15 protein-coding genes and 1 tRNA gene are annotated in these 18,501 nt (G+C 73.9%); 7 read left to right on the forward strand and 9 right to left on the reverse strand.

Features of this window, described 5'->3' with window-relative positions:
* The first annotated feature begins 9 nt into the window (after nt 1–9).
* Nucleotides 10–489 (forward strand): RidA family protein, encoded by a 480-nt coding sequence (locus B4U46_RS15100; RefSeq protein WP_079427789.1) that lies wholly within the window; start codon nt 10–12, stop codon nt 487–489.
* Between the two features lie 18 nt (nt 490–507).
* Here B4U46_RS15100 and B4U46_RS15105 read toward each other — a convergent pair whose 3' ends face one another.
* Nucleotides 508–1,707 carry a cytochrome P450 family protein gene (locus tag B4U46_RS15105; RefSeq protein ID WP_079427791.1) on the reverse strand — a complete coding sequence of 400 codons (1,200 nt, stop codon included), beginning with the start codon at nt 1,705–1,707 and terminating at the stop codon, nt 508–510.
* A 198-nt stretch (nt 1,708–1,905) separates the two neighbouring features.
* On the opposite strand from B4U46_RS15105, the gene B4U46_RS15110 reads away from it, so the two are divergent.
* Nucleotides 1,906–1,978: transfer RNA gene (locus tag B4U46_RS15110), tRNA-Arg, on the forward strand.
* Between the two features lie 65 nt (nt 1,979–2,043).
* Here B4U46_RS15110 and B4U46_RS15115 read toward each other — a convergent pair.
* The 4 genes from B4U46_RS15115 to B4U46_RS39060 all read right to left on the reverse strand — a co-directional run bounded on the left by B4U46_RS15115 (nt 2,044) and on the right by B4U46_RS39060 (nt 8,536).
* A complete protein-coding gene (locus B4U46_RS15115; RefSeq protein ID WP_237292876.1) occupies nt 2,044–2,481 on the reverse strand; it encodes a sortase domain-bontaining protein in 438 nt (145 codons plus the stop codon).
* Between the two features lie 362 nt (nt 2,482–2,843).
* Nucleotides 2,844–3,065, reverse strand: coding sequence for a hypothetical protein (locus tag B4U46_RS15120; protein WP_079427796.1), 222 nt, complete (start codon nt 3,063–3,065; stop codon nt 2,844–2,846).
* A gap of 90 nt (nt 3,066–3,155) precedes the next feature.
* Nucleotides 3,156–4,985 (reverse strand): MFS transporter, encoded by a 1,830-nt coding sequence (locus B4U46_RS15125; RefSeq protein WP_420543159.1) that lies wholly within the window; start codon nt 4,983–4,985, stop codon nt 3,156–3,158.
* A 119-nt stretch (nt 4,986–5,104) separates the two neighbouring features.
* Nucleotides 5,105–8,536, reverse strand: a complete 3,432-nt coding sequence (locus B4U46_RS39060; RefSeq protein WP_237292878.1) for a D-alanyl-D-alanine carboxypeptidase — start codon at nt 8,534–8,536, stop codon at nt 5,105–5,107.
* Between the two features lie 278 nt (nt 8,537–8,814).
* Here B4U46_RS39060 and B4U46_RS15135 point away from each other — a divergent pair, with 278 nt between their 5' ends.
* The 3 genes from B4U46_RS15135 to B4U46_RS15145 all read left to right on the forward strand — a co-directional run bounded on the left by B4U46_RS15135 (nt 8,815) and on the right by B4U46_RS15145 (nt 11,151).
* The gene (locus tag B4U46_RS15135; RefSeq protein WP_079427798.1) at nt 8,815–9,555 is read left to right on the forward strand and encodes a GOLPH3/VPS74 family protein; all 741 of its coding nucleotides are present in this window, start codon (nt 8,815–8,817) and stop codon (nt 9,553–9,555) included.
* 309 nt (nt 9,556–9,864) lie between these two features.
* Nucleotides 9,865–10,749, forward strand: a complete 885-nt coding sequence (locus B4U46_RS15140; RefSeq protein WP_079427800.1) for a helix-turn-helix domain-containing protein — start codon at nt 9,865–9,867, stop codon at nt 10,747–10,749.
* A 198-nt stretch (nt 10,750–10,947) separates the two neighbouring features.
* Nucleotides 10,948–11,151, forward strand: a complete 204-nt coding sequence (locus B4U46_RS15145; RefSeq protein WP_079427802.1) for a DUF397 domain-containing protein — start codon at nt 10,948–10,950, stop codon at nt 11,149–11,151.
* Between the two features lie 115 nt (nt 11,152–11,266).
* Here the strand turns inward: B4U46_RS15145 and B4U46_RS15150 are convergent, their stop codons facing one another.
* Complete coding sequence (locus B4U46_RS15150) at nt 11,267–12,130, reverse strand: hypothetical protein (RefSeq protein ID WP_079427804.1); 864 nt, start codon at nt 12,128–12,130, stop codon at nt 11,267–11,269.
* Between the two features lie 128 nt (nt 12,131–12,258).
* On the opposite strand from B4U46_RS15150, the gene B4U46_RS15155 reads away from it, so the two are divergent.
* Nucleotides 12,259–13,479: a PLP-dependent aminotransferase family protein gene (locus B4U46_RS15155; RefSeq protein ID WP_079427807.1), complete on the forward strand. Its 1,221-nt coding sequence runs from the start codon at nt 12,259–12,261 to the stop codon at nt 13,477–13,479.
* Here B4U46_RS15155 and B4U46_RS15160 read toward each other — a convergent pair.
* The 3 genes from B4U46_RS15160 to B4U46_RS15170 all read right to left on the reverse strand — a co-directional run bounded on the left by B4U46_RS15160 (nt 13,458) and on the right by B4U46_RS15170 (nt 17,234).
* Entirely contained in the window at nt 13,458–14,057 is a 600-nt protein-coding gene (locus B4U46_RS15160) for a Uma2 family endonuclease (RefSeq protein ID WP_079427809.1), read from the reverse strand. The genes B4U46_RS15155 and B4U46_RS15160 overlap by 22 nt on opposite strands.
* 49 nt (nt 14,058–14,106) lie before the next feature.
* Entirely contained in the window at nt 14,107–15,165 is a 1,059-nt protein-coding gene (locus B4U46_RS37385) for a helix-turn-helix domain-containing protein (protein WP_159402094.1), read from the reverse strand.
* A 287-nt stretch (nt 15,166–15,452) separates the two neighbouring features.
* Nucleotides 15,453–17,234, reverse strand: coding sequence for an AMP-dependent synthetase/ligase (locus B4U46_RS15170; RefSeq protein WP_079427811.1), 1,782 nt, complete (start codon nt 17,232–17,234; stop codon nt 15,453–15,455).
* A 118-nt stretch (nt 17,235–17,352) separates the two neighbouring features.
* On the opposite strand from B4U46_RS15170, the gene B4U46_RS15175 reads away from it, so the two are divergent.
* Nucleotides 17,353–18,363, forward strand: coding sequence for an AraC family transcriptional regulator (locus tag B4U46_RS15175; protein ID WP_079427813.1), 1,011 nt, complete (start codon nt 17,353–17,355; stop codon nt 18,361–18,363).
* Nucleotides 18,364–18,501 lie beyond the last annotated feature (138 nt).

The raw sequence follows: 18,501 nt of genomic DNA on the forward strand, positions 1-18,501 counted from the left end.
GCGCTCCCCATGAACACCACCCCCGAAGAACGCCTGGCGGCCGCCGGGCTGAAACTCCCGCCGGTCGCCCCGCCCGTCGCCGTGTACGTGCCGGCGGTGGTGAGCGGCCACTACGTGTACACCTCCGGCCAGCTGCCCATGGTGGACGGGGCACTGCAGCGCACCGGGAAGGTGGGCGGCGAGGTCACCCCGGAGGAGGGCGCCGAACTGGCCCGGCAGTGCGCGCTGAACGCCCTCGCCGCCGTGGCCTCGGTGGCCGGGGACCTGTCCGCCGTGAAACGGGTGGTGAAGGTCGTCGGCTTCGTGGCCTCCACCCCCGACTTCACCGGCCAGCCGGGCGTGGTCAACGGCGCGAGCGAACTGCTGGGCACCGCCTTCGGCGACGCGGGCATCCACGCACGCAGCGCGGTCGGGGTGGCCGTACTGCCGCTGGACGCGCCGGTGGAGGTCGAACTCACCGTGGAACTCCACACCCCGATGGGGGTCTGAACAGACCGTCCAGGGCGTTCAGGCGGTGACGGGCAGCGCGCGCAGCGCACGGAACCTGAACGTGGTGCTCCACTCCAGCTCCCGTACGGGCACCGCCGGCCGCAGCCCCGGCAGCCGCCGCAGCAGGGTCCCGAGGGCGAGCGTGACCTGCGTACGGGCCAGCGGTGCGCCGAGGCAGTAGTGCACCCCGTGCCCGAGGGCCAGGTGGGCCTTGTCGGCCCGGCCGGGATCGAAGCGGTCCGGGTCGGGGTAGCGGGCCGGGTCCCGGTGGGCGGAGGCGATCGAGAAGAGCACCGTGTCGCCCGCGGGGATCCGTACGCCGCCGATCTCGACCGGCTCGGTCGGGAAGCGGCGGATGGCGGTGTGGTTGGGGACCGCGTACCGGAAGAGCTCCTCGACGGCCTCCGGCAGCAGCTCCGGGCGCTCCAGCCCGTGCGTCAGGAGGGTGAGCAGACCGCCGCTGATCAGGTGCTGGACGTTCTCGCTTCCCGCCATGAGGATCAGGAAGGCGAGGGAGACCAGCTCGTCCTCGCCGAGCCGGTCGCCGGAGTCCCGGGCGGCGATCAGCCCCGACAGGATGTCGTCGCCGGGGGCGGCGCGCCGCGCGGCGACGAGCTCCACCAGGTACCCGTGGACGCTGCGCACCGCCCCGGCGAGCTCCTCGCCGCTGCCGGGCAGGAGCATCGACCCGATCCACCCGGCGAACCGCCCGTACTCCTCCTCCGGCACGGCCAGCAGGTCCCCGATGACCTTCAACGGCAGCGGCCTGGCGAACTCGGCGACCACCTCGGCGGTCCCCTCGGCCTCCAGCCGCGCGACGAGCCGGTCCGCGAACGCGTCGACCGCCGCCTGGATCGCCGTGCGCATCCCCTCGACGTGCCGGGGCGTGAACCCCTGCGCCACCAGGCGGCGCAGCCTCAGGTGGTCCTCGGGGCCGATGTTCAGCAGGTTCGCGTCCAGCGCGGGAGGCAGCGAGAAGCCCTTGAACCCGCCCCGGGAGTGCCGCTTGTCCACCGAGAACCTGCCGTCGGCCAGCCCCGCGCGCACATCGGCCTCGTGCGTCACGAGCCACACCGGCGCCCCGTCGGGCAGCGCGACCCGGTGCACGGACCCCTCGGCGCGCAGCCGCGCGTACACGGCATAGGGGTCCGCCGCGAACCCCTCCCCGAACGGCTGCGGCAACACGGCGGTCTCGGCGCTCGCGACGGCTTCGGTCATGTTTCTCCCCCTGGATACGACAATGCCCCTGCGACGATTATGCGGGGCCACGGCCACCGACGTGATCTTGCACGGAGGCCCCGGGGCGGGCGCCCTCCAGCAGGCCCGGGCGGGAAACCGGCCCACGGAGCCACTACCTGATCCGCTACGCTGTGCCTGGGCCGCTTCACGGCGACCCCGGGCCTCCTTCGAGGCCCCGCCTTCGTAGCTCAGGGGATAGAGCACCGCTCTCCTAAAGCGGGTGTCGCAGGTTCGAATCCTGCCGGGGGCACAGTGACGGGAGGCCCTCAGCCGGGATCGGCTGGGGGCCTTCGTCGTGGCCGGGGGCGGGCGGCGTCAGGCGACCAGGTCCGCGTAGAGGATCACGTTGTTGGTGCGGTGGCCGTTCTCGATGTCGCCGCCGCAGGTCAGGAGGCGGAGCTCCGGGCGGGCGGTGTCCGCGTAGACCTTCTGGGTGGGGAAGTCCTTCTTGTTGACGTCCTCGATCTCGTTCTTGTTGACGTCCTCGATCTCGCGGATCTTGAACCTCGCCGTGCTGCCGTCCTCGCGCGGGACCTCCACCAGGTCGCCGAGTCCGATCTTCGCGACGTCCTTCATCAGGGCCGGGCCGTGCTTCGTGTCGAAGTGGGCCACGAGGACCGAGACGCCCTTTTCGCCCGGGGTCGCGCCTAGGGTCCACCAGCCGGGGGTGTCCGCCTCCGTGTCGGGGCCGGGGACGTTCAGCTCGCCGGTGGTGGGGTCGGTCTTGAGGGCGAGCATCCGGTGGGCGTCCACCCCCGCCGCCTCGATCCTCAGGCCCGTGGGCCGGGAGCGCTCCAGGGCGGGGGCCGGGGACGGGGCCGGGGCGGCGGCGGGGGTGATCTTCGGGGCCGGCGGGAGCTTTGTCGCCGAGGCGGTGCCGCAGGCCGTGAGGGCGAGGGCGGCGGCCGTGAGGGTCAGGGCGGTGGCGGCCAGGGTGCGCGGGATCGGGGCGGAGGTGCGGGTGGGGGTGCGGGTGGGCGTGGGGGGCGTGGGCGTGGGGGCATGGGGGACGCTATGCGGGGCGTGTACGGGGGGGTGCGTCGGTGAGGTAACAGCTGCCCGGAGGGTCGGGCGCGGAGTCGTAAAGAGCCCTCCCGGGGAGGGGAGGGCTGACGTCAGCTGAGGCCCCTGCTGCGTTCGCCGATGCGGTCGCCCTGGGGGGTGCCGGACCGCTTGAGGGCGGCCTTGGTGTGTGCCCCGCCCTTCACCTTGGTGCGGAGGGGGCCTTCGAAACCGTGCTCGGGGCCGTGGCCCTGCGCGCGCCGCGTCTGGAGCTGGAGCTGCTCGACCGCCTTGGCGACCGCGGCCTGCACGTCCTGCTTCTGCTCTTTGCTCATCCCGTCGTCAACTCCTTCGGGAAGCGAAGCGACCAATCGGATTAATGGGATGGTATGCGGATGTGTGGCGTCGTGCACCCGGGCCGTTCGTCACGGGCGGCCCGCCGTCCCCCGGACGGTGCGCAGCAGCTCCTCCGGGCAGGGCGTCCCCCGCGGGAGCTGGTACTTCGCCGCGATCCGGTACTCCCCGGGCGCCGGGGCCAGCAGCTCCGTCCACGCGTCGCCCATGCCGTCGGGGGCGGCCTTGAACAGGCACCCGGCGGTGTTGGCGTACTCCTTCGGTGCCCCTGCCCCCGCCGCGCCCCGCGCCTTCGACGCCGGGGTCTCCTGAGGCGGCTCCACGGCCTTGCCCGTGGCGTCCACCAGGCCCAGCCACGGCGAGTGCGGGATCCGCACCAGCACCCGGCCCGGCGCCGAGACGTCCACGACCAGCTGGTCCGCTCCCGCCCGGACCACCCGTGCCGGCCCGCTCACCAGGCTCGTCGGATCCTCCACCTGGAACAGCCGCCAGTTCTCGTCGCCCCAGATCTGCCGCAGGTACGGCAGCCCCCCGCGCAGCAGCTCCGCCTCCGCCTCCCCGCCCGAGTCGGGCTTGTCGGCGGGCAGCACCACGTAGTGCACGGCCCAGCGCTCCAGCCAGCCCCGGTAGCTCTCGGCGGTGAGGGTGTCGTCGTAGAAGAGCGGGTTGCGCTCCAGGTCGGCCTGGCGGTTCCAGCCGCGCGCGAGGTTCACGTACGCCGGGAAGGCCGAGGACTCGCGGTGGCTGCTGGCCGGGACCACCTCCACGCGGCCCCGGTCGGCGCCGGCCTTCTGCAGCTGGTCGACCAGCGGGGCCAGCTCGCGGTTCCAGGCGGCCACCGGGGTGGTGCGGACGATGTCGGTGATGCTGTTGGTGGTGATCCAGGCGTTGAGGCCGACGAACGCCAGCAGTACGGCGTACCGGCGCCGGGTGCGGGGGGCCTCGTAGGGCAGGGCCGCGAGCAGGACCGCCCCGCCGAAGAGCATGACCAGGCGGGTGGCGTTCGAGCCGATCTGGGAGTCGATCACCCAGGTCAGGAACACCCCGAGGGCGTACACCGCCGCGGCGATCCGGACCGTCTTCCACCGCTTGGGCACGAGGAAGGCGATGGCCAGCCCGAAGACGAACGGCAGCCAGGCCGAGCCGATCTTCATCGGCTGGGTCCCGGAGAACGGGAACAGCCAGGCCGACAGCCCGACCACCGCCGCCGGGGCCAGCCCCAGGGCGTACGCGCCCGGGCGCCGCCGGCTCAGGAACAGCGCGGCCGCGACCACCCCGAGGAACAGCCCCGCGACCGGACTCGCGGCGGTCGCCAGCCCGGCCAGCGGCGCGGCGACGGCGGCCTTGGCCCAGCGCCGCCGGGCCCACTTGCGGGGCCAGCAGAAGACGGCGGCGACGGCCCCCAGCGCGAACAGGGTCCCGAGCCCGAAGGTGACGCGGCCCGAGAGGGCGTTGCAGAACAGGCCGTAGACCCCGGCCAGGGCCGGCCACAGCGGGCGCCGGACGGCACCCCGGCAGCGGGTCAGGACCAGGGCGAGCAGGGCCGCCGAGCAGGTCCCGGCGATCATCATCGTGGTGCGGACCCCGAGCACGTGCATGACGTACGGGGACACCACGCTGTACGAGACCGGGTGCATACCGCCGTACCAGGCGAGGTTGTACGCCGTGTCCGGGTGCCGGCCGACGAACTCCGCCCACGCGTCCTGCGCGGCCAGGTCCCCGCCGCTGTTGGCGAAGCAGAAGAACCAGACGACGTGCAGGACGGCCGCCACGGCGGCGGCCACCGGCACCGGGTGGCGGTGCGCCCAGCCCAGGACGCCGCCCGCCGGATCCGCGGCGGGCGGTTGCCGTCTCTGGCCGGGTACCCGGCCTCCGGGCTTGTGCTGCTCAGCTGTGGTCACGACCGATGCTCTCTTCCCGACACCGGCACGGCACGTTCGTTCGTCCCGTCCCGGCTCCCTGGACGCGCCACGGCGCCCCGGGGTTGCCCGGGGCGCCGTGCCGCGCCCGCCGACCCGTATCAGCCGATACGGGTCAGCTTGCTGGCGATGCCCGGCGAGGTCAGCTCCGACTGGAGCGCCACCGGCACCTTCACCTGACTGGCCCCGTCGCCGACGGTCAGCACGCCGACCGCCGTGCCGGCCTTCGCCGTCTCGGGGATCTTGGTACCGCCGTCACCGAGCTTGATGTCGACGGTCAGCGAGGACCAGCCGACCGCCTGCACGTCGGCGGTGGCGACGACCTTGGTCCGGCCGCCCACGCCGTCGTCCACGTACCCGACGACATCGCCCTTCTTCACGACGGGCGCGCCCTCCAGGGACTTCTGGGTGGCGACGAGGAGGTTCTTGCTCGCCGCGATGACCGTGTCGATGATCGGCGGCTTGTGCTGCCCGAGGACCGCGCCGACGATCAGCTGGTTGGTCTCGCCGACCTTCTTGTAGGCGGCGAAGAGGAGGTTTCCGCCGGCCTTGGTGGTCGTACCGGTCTTGATGCCGAGGGAGTCGTTGTACGGCACCAGGCGGTTCCAGTTCGGCCAGTTCTTGCCGGTCTGGTCGGTCCAGGAGGGCTTGCGGGTGATGTCCACCAGCGCGTCCAGCTCGACGATCTTCAGCCCGAGCTTGACCTGGTCCTCGGCGGTGCTGACGGTGGTCGCGTCCAGGCCCGAGGGGTCGGTGTAGGTCGTGTTCGTCATGCCGAGCTGCTTGGCGGTGTCGTTCATCTTCTTGACGAACGCCTCCTGGGAGCCGGAGTCCCAGCGGGCCAGCAGCCGCGCGATGTTGTTGGCCGACGGGATCATGAGGGCGGCGATCGCGTCGTACTCGGAGATCTTGTCGCCCTCCTTGACCGTGTTGAGGGTGGACTCGTTGTCCGACTTGTCCTTCTGGCCCTCGGTCTCGGCGGTCTTGTCGACGTCGATCATCGCGCCCTTCTCCCCCTTCTTGAAGGGGTGGTCACGCATGATGATGTACGCCGTCATCGACTTGGTGACACTGGCGATCGGCACGGGCTTCTGCTCGCCGGACGAGCCGATCGTGCCGAGGCCGGCGGCGGCCATGGAGGCCTGGCCCTCGGTGGGCCAGGGCAGGTCGGGCGCCCCGCCGGGGAAGGTGTACTGGGACTTCGCCGTCAGGACGAGCTTCGGCGCGGGCAGCGGGCGCACCAGCTGCACGACGGCCAGGATGACGGCCAGCAGCACCACGATCGGCGCGTAGATCTTGACCCTCCGCACCACCGTCCGCATCGGGCTGGGCGGCGGGGGCGGGTTGTTGGTGAGGTCCGCCAGCATGTCGAGCGGCGGCCTGGGCGGCAGCGGCTGCTGCGTGGTGCGCTCGCTGGGGTCCAGCCGCCGCGCCGTGGGGGCGGGGGCGGGGGCGGGCTTCGGGGCGGCGGGCTTCGGCCCTTCGTCGCCCAACGGCACGAACGTGCTGACCCGCGCCTCGGGTGCGGGGGCCGGGCCGGCCTTCGGCGCGGGCGCGCCGGGCTTCCCGGGCGCGTCCTTGCCGGCGCCGGCCGGGGCGGAACCCGGCTTGACGGCACGGAAGACGGCGGTCCGCTCGGAGTCCTCGGCGGGCTTCCCCGACCCGGACGAAGCCGCGTCGGCGGAGCCGTCGGCCGGGGCGGAGCCGGGCTTGACCTTGCCGAAGACGGCCGTGCGCTCGTCGGACGCGGCCGGCCCGCCGGACTTTCCGGACTCGCCGGGCTTTCCGGCCCCGGCAGCCCCACCGGGCGCTGCCGCGGCCGCCTTGCCGGCGTCGTCCGCCGGGGCGGAACCCGGCTTGGCCTTGCCGAAGACGGCCGTGCGCTCGTCGGACGCGGAGGGCCCGGCCGCACGCGGGTCCTGCCCGGCGGGCTTGCCGGGCCCGGCCGGAGCCGCCTTGCGGGCGGGGTCCGCCGGGCGGGTGCCCGGCTTGACCGTACGGAAGACGGCCGTGCGCTCCGACGGCTCGGCCGGGGCCTTCTTCTCCGCAGGCGCCGAAGCCGCGGCGTCCGCCACGTCCTCCCGGTCCGTCGCGTCCTTCGGGCCGGCGGCGTCCGAACCCGGCTTCACGGCACGGAAGACGGCCGTCCGCTCGGAGTCCTCGGACGGCGCGGCGGCACGCGGGTCCCGCGCGGTGGACTTGGCGGGCTCGGCGGGAGCCGCCTTGCCGGAGTCCGCCGCGGCGGAGCCGGGCTTGACGGCGCGGAAGACGGCCGTGCGCTCGTCGGACGGGGCCGCGGACCCGGCGGAACCCCGCCCGGAAGCGGCCTCAGAGCCCTTGGAGGAGTCCGCCGCGGCCGAACCCGGCTTCACGGCGCGGAAGACGGCCGTGCGCTCGTCGGACGGGGCCGCGGACCCGGCGGAACCCCGCTCGGAACCGGCCTCAGACCCCTTGGAGGAGTCCGCCGGGGCCGAACCCGGCTTGACCGTACGGAAGACGGCCGTGCGCTCGGAGGGCTCGGCGGTACGCGGGTCCCGCGAGCCGGCCGCCGCGGAACCCGGCTTCGCGGTACGCGGGTCGGCGGAGCCGGAGCGGGCGTCCGCGTCCTGGGGGGCGGGGTCCGAGGTCACCACGCCGAAGGCGGTGGTCCGCAGAGCGCCGGAACCGGAACCCGGCTTGGCGGACGCCGCACGGTCCGCGTCCTCGTCCTTCGCGGAGTCGGCCGCAGCAGACGCCGACTTGCCGGCGCGGAAGGCGGCCGTGCGCCCGGAGTCGGCCGGCGCCCCGTCGGAATCCGGCTCGGCGGAGGGCTTCGCGGCGTCGGCGGAAGCGGGCCGGTCCGCCGCCGGGGCCTTGTCGGCGCGGCCGGAAGCGGAGTCGCGGCCGGGGGCCTGCTCGGGCCGGGTGTCCTCAGGGGCGGGGTCCGAGGCCGCCACCCCGAACGCGGTGGTGCGCGAGCCCGCGCCGGACTTCCCGGCACCGGCCGAACCGGAACCGGAATCCGACGTGCCGGACGCCGGACGGTCCGCGTCTTCGTCCCGCCCTGAGTCCGCCGGAGCGGAACCGGGCCTGACGGTGCGGAAGACGGCGGTCCGCTCGGAGGCGGGCGCGGCGGTCCCGGTCGGCTTCCCTCCGTCACCCTCAGAGGCGGATGCGCCGTCCGCCGGGCCGGCGGTGGCTGCGGCGTCCTTGCCGGAGTCCCCGGAAGCGGAACCCTGCCGGGGCTCCCCGGACTTCGCCGGGGACGCCTCACGTTCCACCCGTCCGGGGGACCTCTCGGCACCCTCCGCGCCATCAAGGTCGCGAGCGCCCGCGCCGGTGCCGGCGCCCGGACCGCTGTAGGAGTCCAGGCCGTCGTCGGTAGCCGGGCCGTCGTCGGAAGCCGGGCCGTCGTCGGTAGCCGGGCCGTCGTCGGAGTCCGGGTCCGCGCCCGGCGCCTGCTCGGAGGCCGCGTCCGGGCCCCGGCCCGCCGCCCGGTCCGCAACCGCCCGGGCCGCCACGGCGTCCTTCACCGGAACGCGGGGCTGGAACACCGAGACCCTCGGGTCCTGCTCCCCGGCCCCGGAGGACTTCGCCGCCCCCGACGCTCCTTCACTTACCGACTTGTCGGGGGACTCGCCCGCCACCGTTCCTCCTCGATCGCCGTCCGGTCACTGTCCGAACCGTCTAACAGTGTCCCGTCTCGGGGGCCTCGCCCACGTGCTAGACGAGAACGACATAGCTACTGGTTCCCCCACAAAGCGATCAGGCGCTCTCGACAGATGAATGTGAGAGGCGTCACCCTGTCACTCATCCACGCGGGGAGGCATGGATGGGCAGGAGCCGCAGAACAATTCCAGAGGAGCTTCTGCTGCTCGCCCTGGACCCGGCCACGGGTACCACGGCGCAGCCGCAGTCGCTCGACCTCGGCCTGGCCGGGGCACAGCTAGTGGAGCTGGCTCTGGCAGGACGGATAGCCCCTGACGGGGATCGTATCGCCGTGGTGATGCCACGGCCGACAGGAGATCCGACTCTGGACTCCGCACTGGAACTGCTGCGCAGGCGCGGCAGCCCGGTACGGGCCGTCCACTGGATCGGCGGACCCCGGCTGGGGCTCCGCCAGATTTACCTCGCCCACCTGGAGCGCTGCGGCATGGTGCATGCCGTCGCGGGACAGATGTGCGGGGTGCTGCCGACGACTCGCTACCAGGCGACGGACACGGCCATCAGCCGGGAGATCCGTGCCCGGCTCGACAGTGCGATCCGCACCGGCGTACCGCCGGACCCGCGGACCGCGGCGCTCGCCGCACTGGCCCACGCGGTCGGACTCGGCAAGCACCTGTACCCCGGCAACGAGGGTCGGTCGTCCAGGTCCCGGCTGCGGGACCTGATCCGGCACGACCCGATGGGCGGTCTCGTGGCGCACGCCGTCATGGACGTCCAGAACGGCGTGGCCGCACAGCCGCGCCGCGACCGCGCCCCGGCACCGCAGCCGGCCGCCCGGGCCACGGCGGGCGGCGTGCCGCTCCAGCCGCGCCGGACGGGTGCGATGGCCCGCGCGGCCGCGCACTGAGCGCACGGCAGGCACGGCAGGCACGGCACAGCAAGTACCGCACGCACGTCCGGTACCACCGCACGACCCGCGACACCCCTAGCTCCACCAGCGGGAAAACGATCCAACTCCGCAACCGGTCATCCCCCAGAGGCCCGGTACGGGAGCCCCCGGCACGCGGGGTGGCGGGACCGACGCATCGGCCCCCGCCACCCCGCGCGTCTGTTTTTCCGCGCCGTTCCCCAGCGGCGCCGCACCCTTCGGTGGCAGTCTGCTGAACATCAGACACGTAGAGAGACAGCTACCGAAGAAGGCGGAGGTGCCGATCCCGTGGCGTCCAATGTCAATCCCACCGTCCGACGCCGCCGACTGGGCATGGAGTTGCGCAAGCTCCGCGAGGACAAGGGCATGACGGCCGAACAGGTCGCCGAACGCCTCCTCGTCTCCCAGTCGAAGATCAGCCGGCTGGAGAACGGCCGCCGTTCCATCAGCCAGCGCGACGTCCGCGACCTGTGCGAGGTGTACGAGGTGGAGGACCCCCGGCTGGTGGACTCGCTCATGCAGATGGCCAAGGACTCCCGCCAGCAGGGCTGGTGGCACGCCTTCGGCGACATCCCGTACAGCGTCTACATCGGCCTGGAGACCGACGCGGCCAGCCTGCGCACGTACGAGCCCCAGATGGTCCCGGGCCTGCTCCAGACCCCCGAGTACGCCCAGGCCCTGATCCGCGGCGCGCTGCCGGAGACGGCGCCCGCCGACGTGGAGAAGCGCGTCCAGGTCCGGATGCACCGCCAGAAGCGGCTGTCCGAGACGGACAACAACAACGCGGAAGTCGGGCCGCTGCGGCTGTGGGCGGTGATCGACGAGGCGGTGCTGCGCCGGCACGTGGGCGATCCCCAGTTGATGATCCGGCAGCTGCAGTTCCTGATAGAGCAGTCGCACCAGCCGTACATCACCGTGCAGGTGATGCCGTTCACGATGGGCGCCCATCCCGGGGTGAACGGCCAGTACGCGATTCTGGAATTCCCGGACGCCTCGGACTCGACGGTGGTCTACATCGAGGGCGTCACGAGCGATTTGTACCTGGAGAAGGCGAACGACGTCCAGAAATACAGCGTGATGTACGAACACCTGAGGGCCCAGGCCCTCAATGTGGAACAGACCCGGCAGTTCATCTCCGAGGTGATCGACCACTACGCGGCCCTGGACAAGTAGGGAGGTGGCAGGGGGTCCGGCACGGTACACCGTCGGTCCCCGGCCGGAAAAGGCCTGACTGGAATATGCCACCCGGTCGAGTGAATGCCTGCTTCGCCCATCGGGAAGTGCCGGTAGCGTCGATCACGTCGGCCCGGGGAATGGAGCCGGCGCACAGCCGGGAACTCCCGGAACCACTCTCTGAACCGGAGAAGAACCATGGGCATTCGTCAGGGCGGCACCGAAAACTGGACCAAGTCTTCCTACTCCGGCGGAAACGGCGCCTGCGTCGAGGTCAAGTCCCCCGTCACCGAGGCGATCGCGGTCCGCGACTCCAAGGTGCAGGACGGCCCGTCGATCACCTTCGCCCCCGGCTCCTGGACCTCCTTCGTGACCGGCGTCGTCGAGGACCGGCTCGTCTGAGCACCTCGGCCCGCACCCCTGACTGGAGCCCTCTCGACCGGTCCGCCGTCCTGGCCGAGGGGGCTCGGCCATGTCCGCGCACGGACGTGCGGCCGGCCCCCTCCCCGACCGGCGGTCAGCGCAGCTGGTCCACGTACCGGTCGGTCCCCGGCACCGTCGGGACGAACGGCGCCACCAGCTCCACCCGCCCCAGCCCCGACTCCGCGACCTCCGCGTCCAGCCCCTGGAAGCGGTCCCAGCAGCCGCGCGGGTCGGCCTCCAGGAACCACAGCAGGGTGAGGCGGCTGTCGACCCCCTCCACCTGCTTGACGTAGGTCATCCGGTCCCCCGGCAGCGGCGTCGGCCGGAAGACGGTGACCATCGCCGCCGGTGAGCCGTGCAGCCGGCGCGGCAGCGCCCGGGAGCGCAGCCACTCCAGCAGCTCGGCGCGCCGCCCGGGGCCCTCGGCGTCGACGACCTGGAGGACCAGCCCGGAGTACGGGTGGTCCAGGGCGTGGTAGTCGCGGGGGCCGGCGGCCCCGTCGCGGTAGACGGTGGCCTCGTGGTCCTGGAAGGCCGTGAAGACGTGCGTACGGTCCTGGTAGACGCGGCCGTCGCGGTTGAGGCGCTTGTTGATGCCGACGGTCCACTTCATGTGCTCGTCGTAGCGGCCCTCGGTCACCCAGTACGTCGACAGGTAGCAGCCGGCCGTCACCGGCTGGGCCACCGCCGACTTCTCCGGGTAGCGCAGCTCCTGGAGTTCGCGGGTGGCCACCCAGCGGCGGCCCGCGTACATCCAGGGCATGGCCATCGCGCCCGCGTAGTAGTGGTCGTCCTCGTACCAGCGGTTGTACGCGTACTCGTGGCCCGGGTGGGGTTCGACCATGGTGATCAGCGCGTGGCCGGGGCGGACCCCGTACGGGCCGACGGCCGCGAGTCGGGCGTAGTCCTCGGCCCGGGTGTCCTGCGGCCCCCGCTCCTGCTCTTGTCTGCTCGTCATGGCACCGGTGTAGCTGATGTCCCGTCAGTTCGCGAGAGGGCGGGTGCTGTTCAGCCCTCGAAATGGTAGGTGCCGTCTGCATCTTTCCTGGCTAGGCTCACGATCACCCGCCACCCGAAGGAGCCCCCATGCCCCCCGCCGGTCCCGCTCCCCTGCCCGCCTTCGCCTCCCGTGCCCGCGCCGTGGGCGGCTCCCCCGTACGGGAGATCCTGGCGCTCACCGAACGCCCCGGGGTGATCTCCTTCGCCGGCGGTCTGCCCGCCCCCGAGCTCTTCGACACGGCCGGGCTCCGCGCCGCCTACGACAGTGCCCTCGCCGGGGCCGCCTCCGCCTCCCGCGCCCTGCAGTACTCCACCACCGAGGGCGCCCCCGAACTGCGCGCGGCCGTCGCCGCCCGGGCGGGCGCGCGCGGGCTGCCGACGACGGCGGACGACATCCTGATCACCACCGGCTCCCAGCAGGCCCTGACCCTGATCACCGCCACCCTCGTGGAACCCGGCGACACCGTCCTCGTGGAGAACCCCACCTACCTCGCGGCCCTCCAGTGCTTCGGGATGGCCGGGGCCCGTGTCATACCCGTGCCCTGCGACGAGGAGGGCCTGCTCCCCGACGCCCTCGCCGAGATCACCGCCCGCGAGCGCCCCAAGCTGCTCTACTCCGTCCCCACCTTCCAGAACCCCACCGGGCGCACCCTGCCCGGGGAGCGCCGCGCGGAGGTGGCGCGGACCGCGGCCCGCGCCGGGCTGTGGCTGGTGGAGGACGACCCGTACGGGGACCTGCGCTACGAGGGCGCCCACGAGCCCTGGCTCGCCGCCCACCCGGGCGCCGAGGACCGCACCGCCCTGATCGGCAGCTTCTCCAAGGTCATGGCCCCCGGGATGCGCCTGGGCTGGCTGCGCGCCCCGGCTGGCCTGCGGCGGGCGGCGGTGGTCGCGAAGCAGGCGGCCGACCTGCACACCTCGACGGTGGACCAGCTGGCGGCCGCCCACTACCTGGCCGCGCACGACCTCGACGCCCACGTCGCCCGCGTCCGCCGGGCCTACCGCACCCGCCGCGACGCCCTCCTGGCGGGCCTCGGCGCGGCCCTGCCCCCGGGCTCGGAGTGGAACCGCCCCCGGGGCGGCATGTTCGTCTGGGCCCGCCTCCCCGAGGGCCACGACGCGACGGCCCTCCTGAAGTCGGCCGTCGCCCACGACGTGGCGTACGTCCCCGGCGCCCCCTTCTTCACCGGCACCCCGGACCCGCGCACGCTGCGGCTGTCCTTCACGACGCACACCCCGGAGGAGATCGCGGTCGGCCTGGACCGCCTGGGCTCGGCGGTGGACTCCTACTCCCCGGCGTCCTCGTAGCGGGGCAGCCCGTCCGTGGAGATCGTCCAATGGGCGATGGTCACGTCCTCGCCGTAGAGGAAGTCCCGGCGGGTCGCGTAGCGGGGCCCGCCGGGCGTCCGGTGGATGTCGGACATGACGGCCCCCGTGCCGGTGCGGGGGTCGAACACGGCATAGACGGGGATGCCGAGGAGCGGGTAGTCCCGCATCTTGCCGACCCAGTCGTTGTCGGGGTTGGACCGGGAGACGACCTCGATGACGGCGAGGAGGGTGCGGGGGTCGAAGGGGCCCTCACCCTCCATGTCCGCGAGCGCCACGACCACGACGTCCGGATGCCGCATGACGCCCTCGGGCGCGTCCTCGACGTCCGGGGTGCCCGTGTGCGCCAGGAGGTCATCGGGCATGACCTTCTCCATACGGCGGCTGATGAGGGCGGCCGTCAGCTCGTGGGGACGGCCCGGGGACATCATGTCGTGGACGATTCCTTCCCGCGTGATCTCGAATTTGCCGGGAGCGGTGTCGTCCAGGGACTCCAGGGCCTCGCGCATGGCCTTGTACTGCGCCGGTTCCCGGCGGGCTGTGTCCGGGGCGATGGTCATGGCGGTGGCTCCTCGTCTGTGCCCAGGGGGCCGAGTCATCACCTTCATGCTAGGCAGCCTTGCCGCTGTGGGAGCGGCAGTCGCCGCAGGGGCCGGGTGCCGGGGCGCGGAAGGCGCGCTCGCAGCCGTCGCAGGTCTGCCAGGGGTGGATGGCGCGGTCCCCGGGCAGCGGGACGGTGGACAGGGGCGGGTGCCGGGGCGCGGGCAGCGGGACGGGGTAGGCGGCCTTCAGGCGGTAGGCGAGGAGGCCCGCCGGGTTGCGGAGGTCGTCCGGGACGTCGGCCGTCAGGGTGCGGCGCACGGCCTCGGGCGGGGCCGTCTCCAGCCAGCGCACCACGTCGGGGACGAGGCGTTCGACGTCCTTCTCGGAGAGGAGGAGGCGGGGGTCACGGGCCCGCAGGCCTGCCAGGAGGTGGGCGGCTTCGCGGTGCAGGAGGGTCGGGAAGCCCGCCGGGTGCGGGCGCTCGGGCGGGGACTGGTCGCACTGTTCCCCGGCCGGAGCGGAACCGGGGGCGGGGTCCCGGCGCTGCCGGGGCTGCTCCGCGCCCGGGGCGGGCGCGGGCGGCTCGGGCTCCGGGGCAGGTGTGGGGTCCGGGGCGGGTGTGGGGTCCGGGCCGGGTGTGGGGTCCGAGCCGGGGCCGGGGTCCGGGTCGGGGTCGGGGGCCGGGTCCGGGTCGGGGGCGGGGGCTGCGGGGCGGCCCGGTGGGTGTGGTGGCTGCGGGGGGACGGGGAACGGCGGGACGTTGTAGGCGACCGTGCGGGTGACGACCTGGCCGGCGGGGAGGCGGATGCGGCTGCGGCACAGGTAGCCGGCCTGTTCCAGTTCCCTCAGGGCGCGCCCGAGGCGGTACTCGCTCTCGGGGTAGCGGTCGGCGAGGGCGCGGATGCCGACCGGGGTGCCCTCGGGGAGCGACTGGATGTGCACCGCCACGCCGATCGCGAGCAGCGACAGGGTCGCGTGCTGGGCGAGCTCGTTGGCAACGACCGTGAAGTCGCGCGTAAGGGCGACTTTCGCGTGCGTGACGCCGGAGAAGCCACCGGATCGGGCGGTTCGGGCCGGAACACGGCGCGGCGCGGGCAGGCCCGCGTTAGGCTGCTGGAAGACCATAGGGAAGGCGCTTACTTCCTCGTGGATCAGGCCCTCGGCCGGGATTCGCACTCCCGCCGGGGGCCGTCTCATGTCTGGGGTTGTCGGCGCGAGCATATGCCCGGCAACCACCTCCAACTCCAGCCGAGTTGGCATAGTTCACCCGTCCGAGCGACCAGGTCCGCGCGGGGAGGCTGGTGGGGTTGGTCTGGTTCTTTCCCCCGGTTCTTTGGTCTTTTGACGTGCGGGGCGACCGTCCGGCGGGCCGCCGTGGCGTAGGTTTTCGCGACCCGGTTCGAACGCATGGGCTAGGCGTAGAGGGCCTCTATTTCGGCCGCGTAGCGGTCCGCCACGGCCGCGCGGCGGAGTTTGAGGGTGGGGGTCAAGGTGCCCGCCTCGACCGAGAGTTCCTCGGTCAGGACGTGGAAGGCGCGGATGCGGGCCGGGCGGGAGACGGTGGCGTTGGCGGCGGTCACGGCCCGTTCGAGGTGGGCGCGCAGCGCCGGGTGGGCGGTCGGGGCGGGGCCGAGGTCCAGGGATTCGCGGGCCGCCCAGGCGGCGAGCTCCCCGGAGTCCAGGGCCAGCAGGGCCACCGGGTGCGGGCGCCGGTCGCCGATCAGCACCGCCCGGGCGACGAGCGGGGAGGCCTGCTGGACGGCGAACTCCACCTCCGTCGGGGTGATGTTCTTGCCGGCCGAGGTGATGATCAGCTCCTTCTTGCGGCCGGTGATGGTGAGGAACCCGTCGGCGTCGAGGGCGCCCAGGTCCCCGGTGTGCAGCCAGCCGTCCGCGTCCAGGGCCTGCGCCGTCGCGGCGGGGTTCGCGTGGTAGCCGGGGAAGACCATCGGGCCCCGGGCCAGCACCTCCCCGTCCCCGGCGATGCGCACCTCGCAGCCCGCCAGGGGCCGCCCCACCGTGCCGGGGCGGGCGGCGCCGGGGTGGTTGAGGCTGATCGCCCCGCCGGACTCGGTCATCCCGTAGCCCTCGAACACCCGGATCCCGCAGGCCCGCAGGAAGTCCAGGGCGGCCGGGGCGATCGGGGCCCCGCCGGTCAGGGCCCAGCGGAGACGACCGCCGAAGGCCTGCCTGACCGGGGCATAGAGGGAACGTTCCGCCTCCTCGTACGCCGGGCCGTCCTCGGGAGGGAGGCGGTCATCGGCCGCGAGCACGCCCAGCCGTACGGCCTCCTCGAACCGCTCCCGGCCGCCCTCGCTCCCCTCGGCCAGCGCCAGCACCACCGCGTGGACCTTCTCGAACAGCCGCGGCACCGACGGCAGGTGCGTGGGCCGGGCCTGCGCCAGTTCGGCGAGCACGTCCTCCACCCGGCCCCCGAAGTAGCACAGCTCCCCGCCCTGCAGCAGGGTGGTGAACTGGATGAGCTGCGCCAGCAGATGGGCCAGCGGCAGGTACAGGTACGTGGAGTCGCCGGGGCCGCCCTCGACCAGCGGGAGGGTGGCGTCCTGGACGGCCCCGAGGTTGCCGTGGGTGAGCCGGCAGCCCTTCGGCAGGCCGGTGGTGCCCGAGGTGTAGACGATGGCGGCGTCGTCCCCGGGGGCCACGGAGGCGGCCCGCGCAGCGAGTTCGGCCTCCGGGGCCAGGGGCAGGGCTGCGGTCCCGTCCATCGTCACGACCGCCCGCAGCGCGGGCAGCTCCGGCCGCAGCGCCTCCACCCGGGCCGCCTGCGCGGCGTTCTCGCAGACGGCCGCCACCGCCGCGGAGTCGGCCAGCACCCAGGCCAGCTCCTCCTCCCCCGCCGTCGGGTACACCGGCACCAGCACGGCGCCCGCCGCCAGCACCCCGAAGTGCGCGTACGTCCACTCCGGCCGGGTCTCCGCGAGCACCGCCACCCGCTCCCCGGGCCCGACGCCCAGCCCCATCAGGCCGCGCCCCGCCTCCCGTACCGACGCGGCGAGTTCGGCGTACGTCCGGGTCCGCCAGCCGCCGTCCGGGCCGTCTGCGTCTTCCGGGCCGTCGGGGCTGTCGGCGCCGTCCGGGCCGTCCGGTGCGCGGAACCTGAGGGCCGTCAGCGGCCCGTACCGCTCCTCGGTCCACTGGGTGAACACCGCCAGTGTGTCCGGCCGACCGTCCATCGCACGCCCTCCCCGGATAGGTGACCCCCCGATGGTGGGCGCGCGCGGCGCCCCGGCGGCATGACCGGAAGCGTCAGCCCCGCTGACCCCAGCGCTCACGGGGGCTACCGTCGGAGCCATGGGGAGGCGGACGGTCAGCGTGCACCACGTGCGCGCCGTGCTCGCGGGTGCGCGGGGCGACGGCGTGGACCTCGTACCGCTGCTCCAGGAGGCGCAGATCCCGCCGCTGCTGCTGGGCGACGACCGGGCACGGGTCACGCCCGCGCAGTTCGCGCGCCTGTTCCGGGCGCTGTACCGGACCACGCGGGACGAGTTCCTGGGCCTGGCGGCGGTGCCGAGCAGGCCGGGGACCTTCGCGATGATGTGCTACGCCTGCGCGGGCTGCCCGGACCTGGGCGCGGCCGTGGAGCGGGCCGCCGCCTTCTACGGGCTGTTCCCGGGCGGCCCGGAGCTGGCGCTCGAAGTGGAGGGCGGCCAGGCCCTGTTCACGGTACGCGGGGAGCTAGGGCGGGACGGGGAGAGGTTCCTGTCGGAGTGCGTGCTGGCGATCTGGCACCGGCTCAGCAGCTGGATGGTAGGCCGGCGCATCCCCCTGACCGGCGCCTCGTTCGCCTATCCCGCGCCGCCGCACCGGGAGGAGTACGCGGTGCTGTTCGACTGCCCGGTGCGGTTCGGGGCCGAGCGTACGGCCGCCGCGTTCGACGCGCACTGGCTGACCGCCCCGCTGGTGCGCGACGAGCCCGCGCTGGACGCGATGCTGCGCCGGGCCCCGTTCGACCTGCTCTCGCGCCCCGAGTACGGGACCACGGTCGCCGAACAGGTACGCCGCTCCCTGGCCCGGGGGCTGCGCGGGGCGCCGGGGCTGCCGGAGCTCGGGGAGGTCGCGTCCCGCCTGGCGGTCTCCCCGGCGACCCTGCGGCGCCGGCTCCAGCAGGAGGGCACCTCCTTCCAGCGGCTGAAGGACCAGGTCAGACGGGACGCGGCGATCGCGGGCCTGGCCGAGAGCGGGGAGCCGATCGCGGAACTCGCGGCCCGCCTGGGCTTCTCGGAGGACACCGCCTTCCACCGCGCCTTCCGCCGCTGGACGGGCACGACGCCGGGCGCGTACCGGATCGCCTCCGGCGGCTAGGAGGTGCCGGGGGTCGCGCGGGCGGGGCGGGCGTCACTCGGGCGGGGGTGTGAGGGGCGGTCAGGAAAGGTGAGCTGCGCGGTCAGCGACATGCCGAGCGGTCGGTCACTACCGTCGCCTCACCTACCCCCACACGGA

It is taken from the genome of Streptomyces katrae, from assembly GCF_002028425.1.
GTDB lineage: Bacteria > Actinomycetota > Actinomycetes > Streptomycetales > Streptomycetaceae > Streptomyces > Streptomyces katrae_A.

Excerpts from the sequence above, each read along its gene's own strand:
- B4U46_RS15170 (WP_079427811.1), bottom strand. The coding sequence starts at position 17,234 with ATGGACGGTCGGCCGGACACACTGGCGGTGTTCACCCAGTGGACCGAG.
- B4U46_RS15175 (WP_079427813.1), top strand. The coding sequence starts at position 17,353 with ATGGGGAGGCGGACGGTCAGCGTGCACCACGTGCGCGCCGTGCTCGCG.
- B4U46_RS37385 (WP_159402094.1), bottom strand. The coding sequence starts at position 15,165 with ATGGTCTTCCAGCAGCCTAACGCGGGCCTGCCCGCGCCGCGCCGTGTT.
- B4U46_RS15160 (WP_079427809.1), bottom strand. The coding sequence starts at position 14,057 with ATGACCATCGCCCCGGACACAGCCCGCCGGGAACCGGCGCAGTACAAG.
- B4U46_RS15150 (WP_079427804.1), bottom strand. The coding sequence starts at position 12,130 with ATGACGAGCAGACAAGAGCAGGAGCGGGGGCCGCAGGACACCCGGGCC.
- B4U46_RS15145 (WP_079427802.1), top strand. The coding sequence starts at position 10,948 with ATGGGCATTCGTCAGGGCGGCACCGAAAACTGGACCAAGTCTTCCTAC.
- B4U46_RS15135 (WP_079427798.1), top strand. The coding sequence starts at position 8,815 with ATGGGCAGGAGCCGCAGAACAATTCCAGAGGAGCTTCTGCTGCTCGCC.
- B4U46_RS15155 (WP_079427807.1), top strand. The coding sequence starts at position 12,259 with ATGCCCCCCGCCGGTCCCGCTCCCCTGCCCGCCTTCGCCTCCCGTGCC.
- B4U46_RS15100 (WP_079427789.1), top strand. The coding sequence starts at position 10 with ATGAACACCACCCCCGAAGAACGCCTGGCGGCCGCCGGGCTGAAACTC.
- B4U46_RS15105 (WP_079427791.1), bottom strand. The coding sequence starts at position 1,707 with ATGACCGAAGCCGTCGCGAGCGCCGAGACCGCCGTGTTGCCGCAGCCG.
- B4U46_RS15120 (WP_079427796.1), bottom strand. The coding sequence starts at position 3,065 with ATGAGCAAAGAGCAGAAGCAGGACGTGCAGGCCGCGGTCGCCAAGGCG.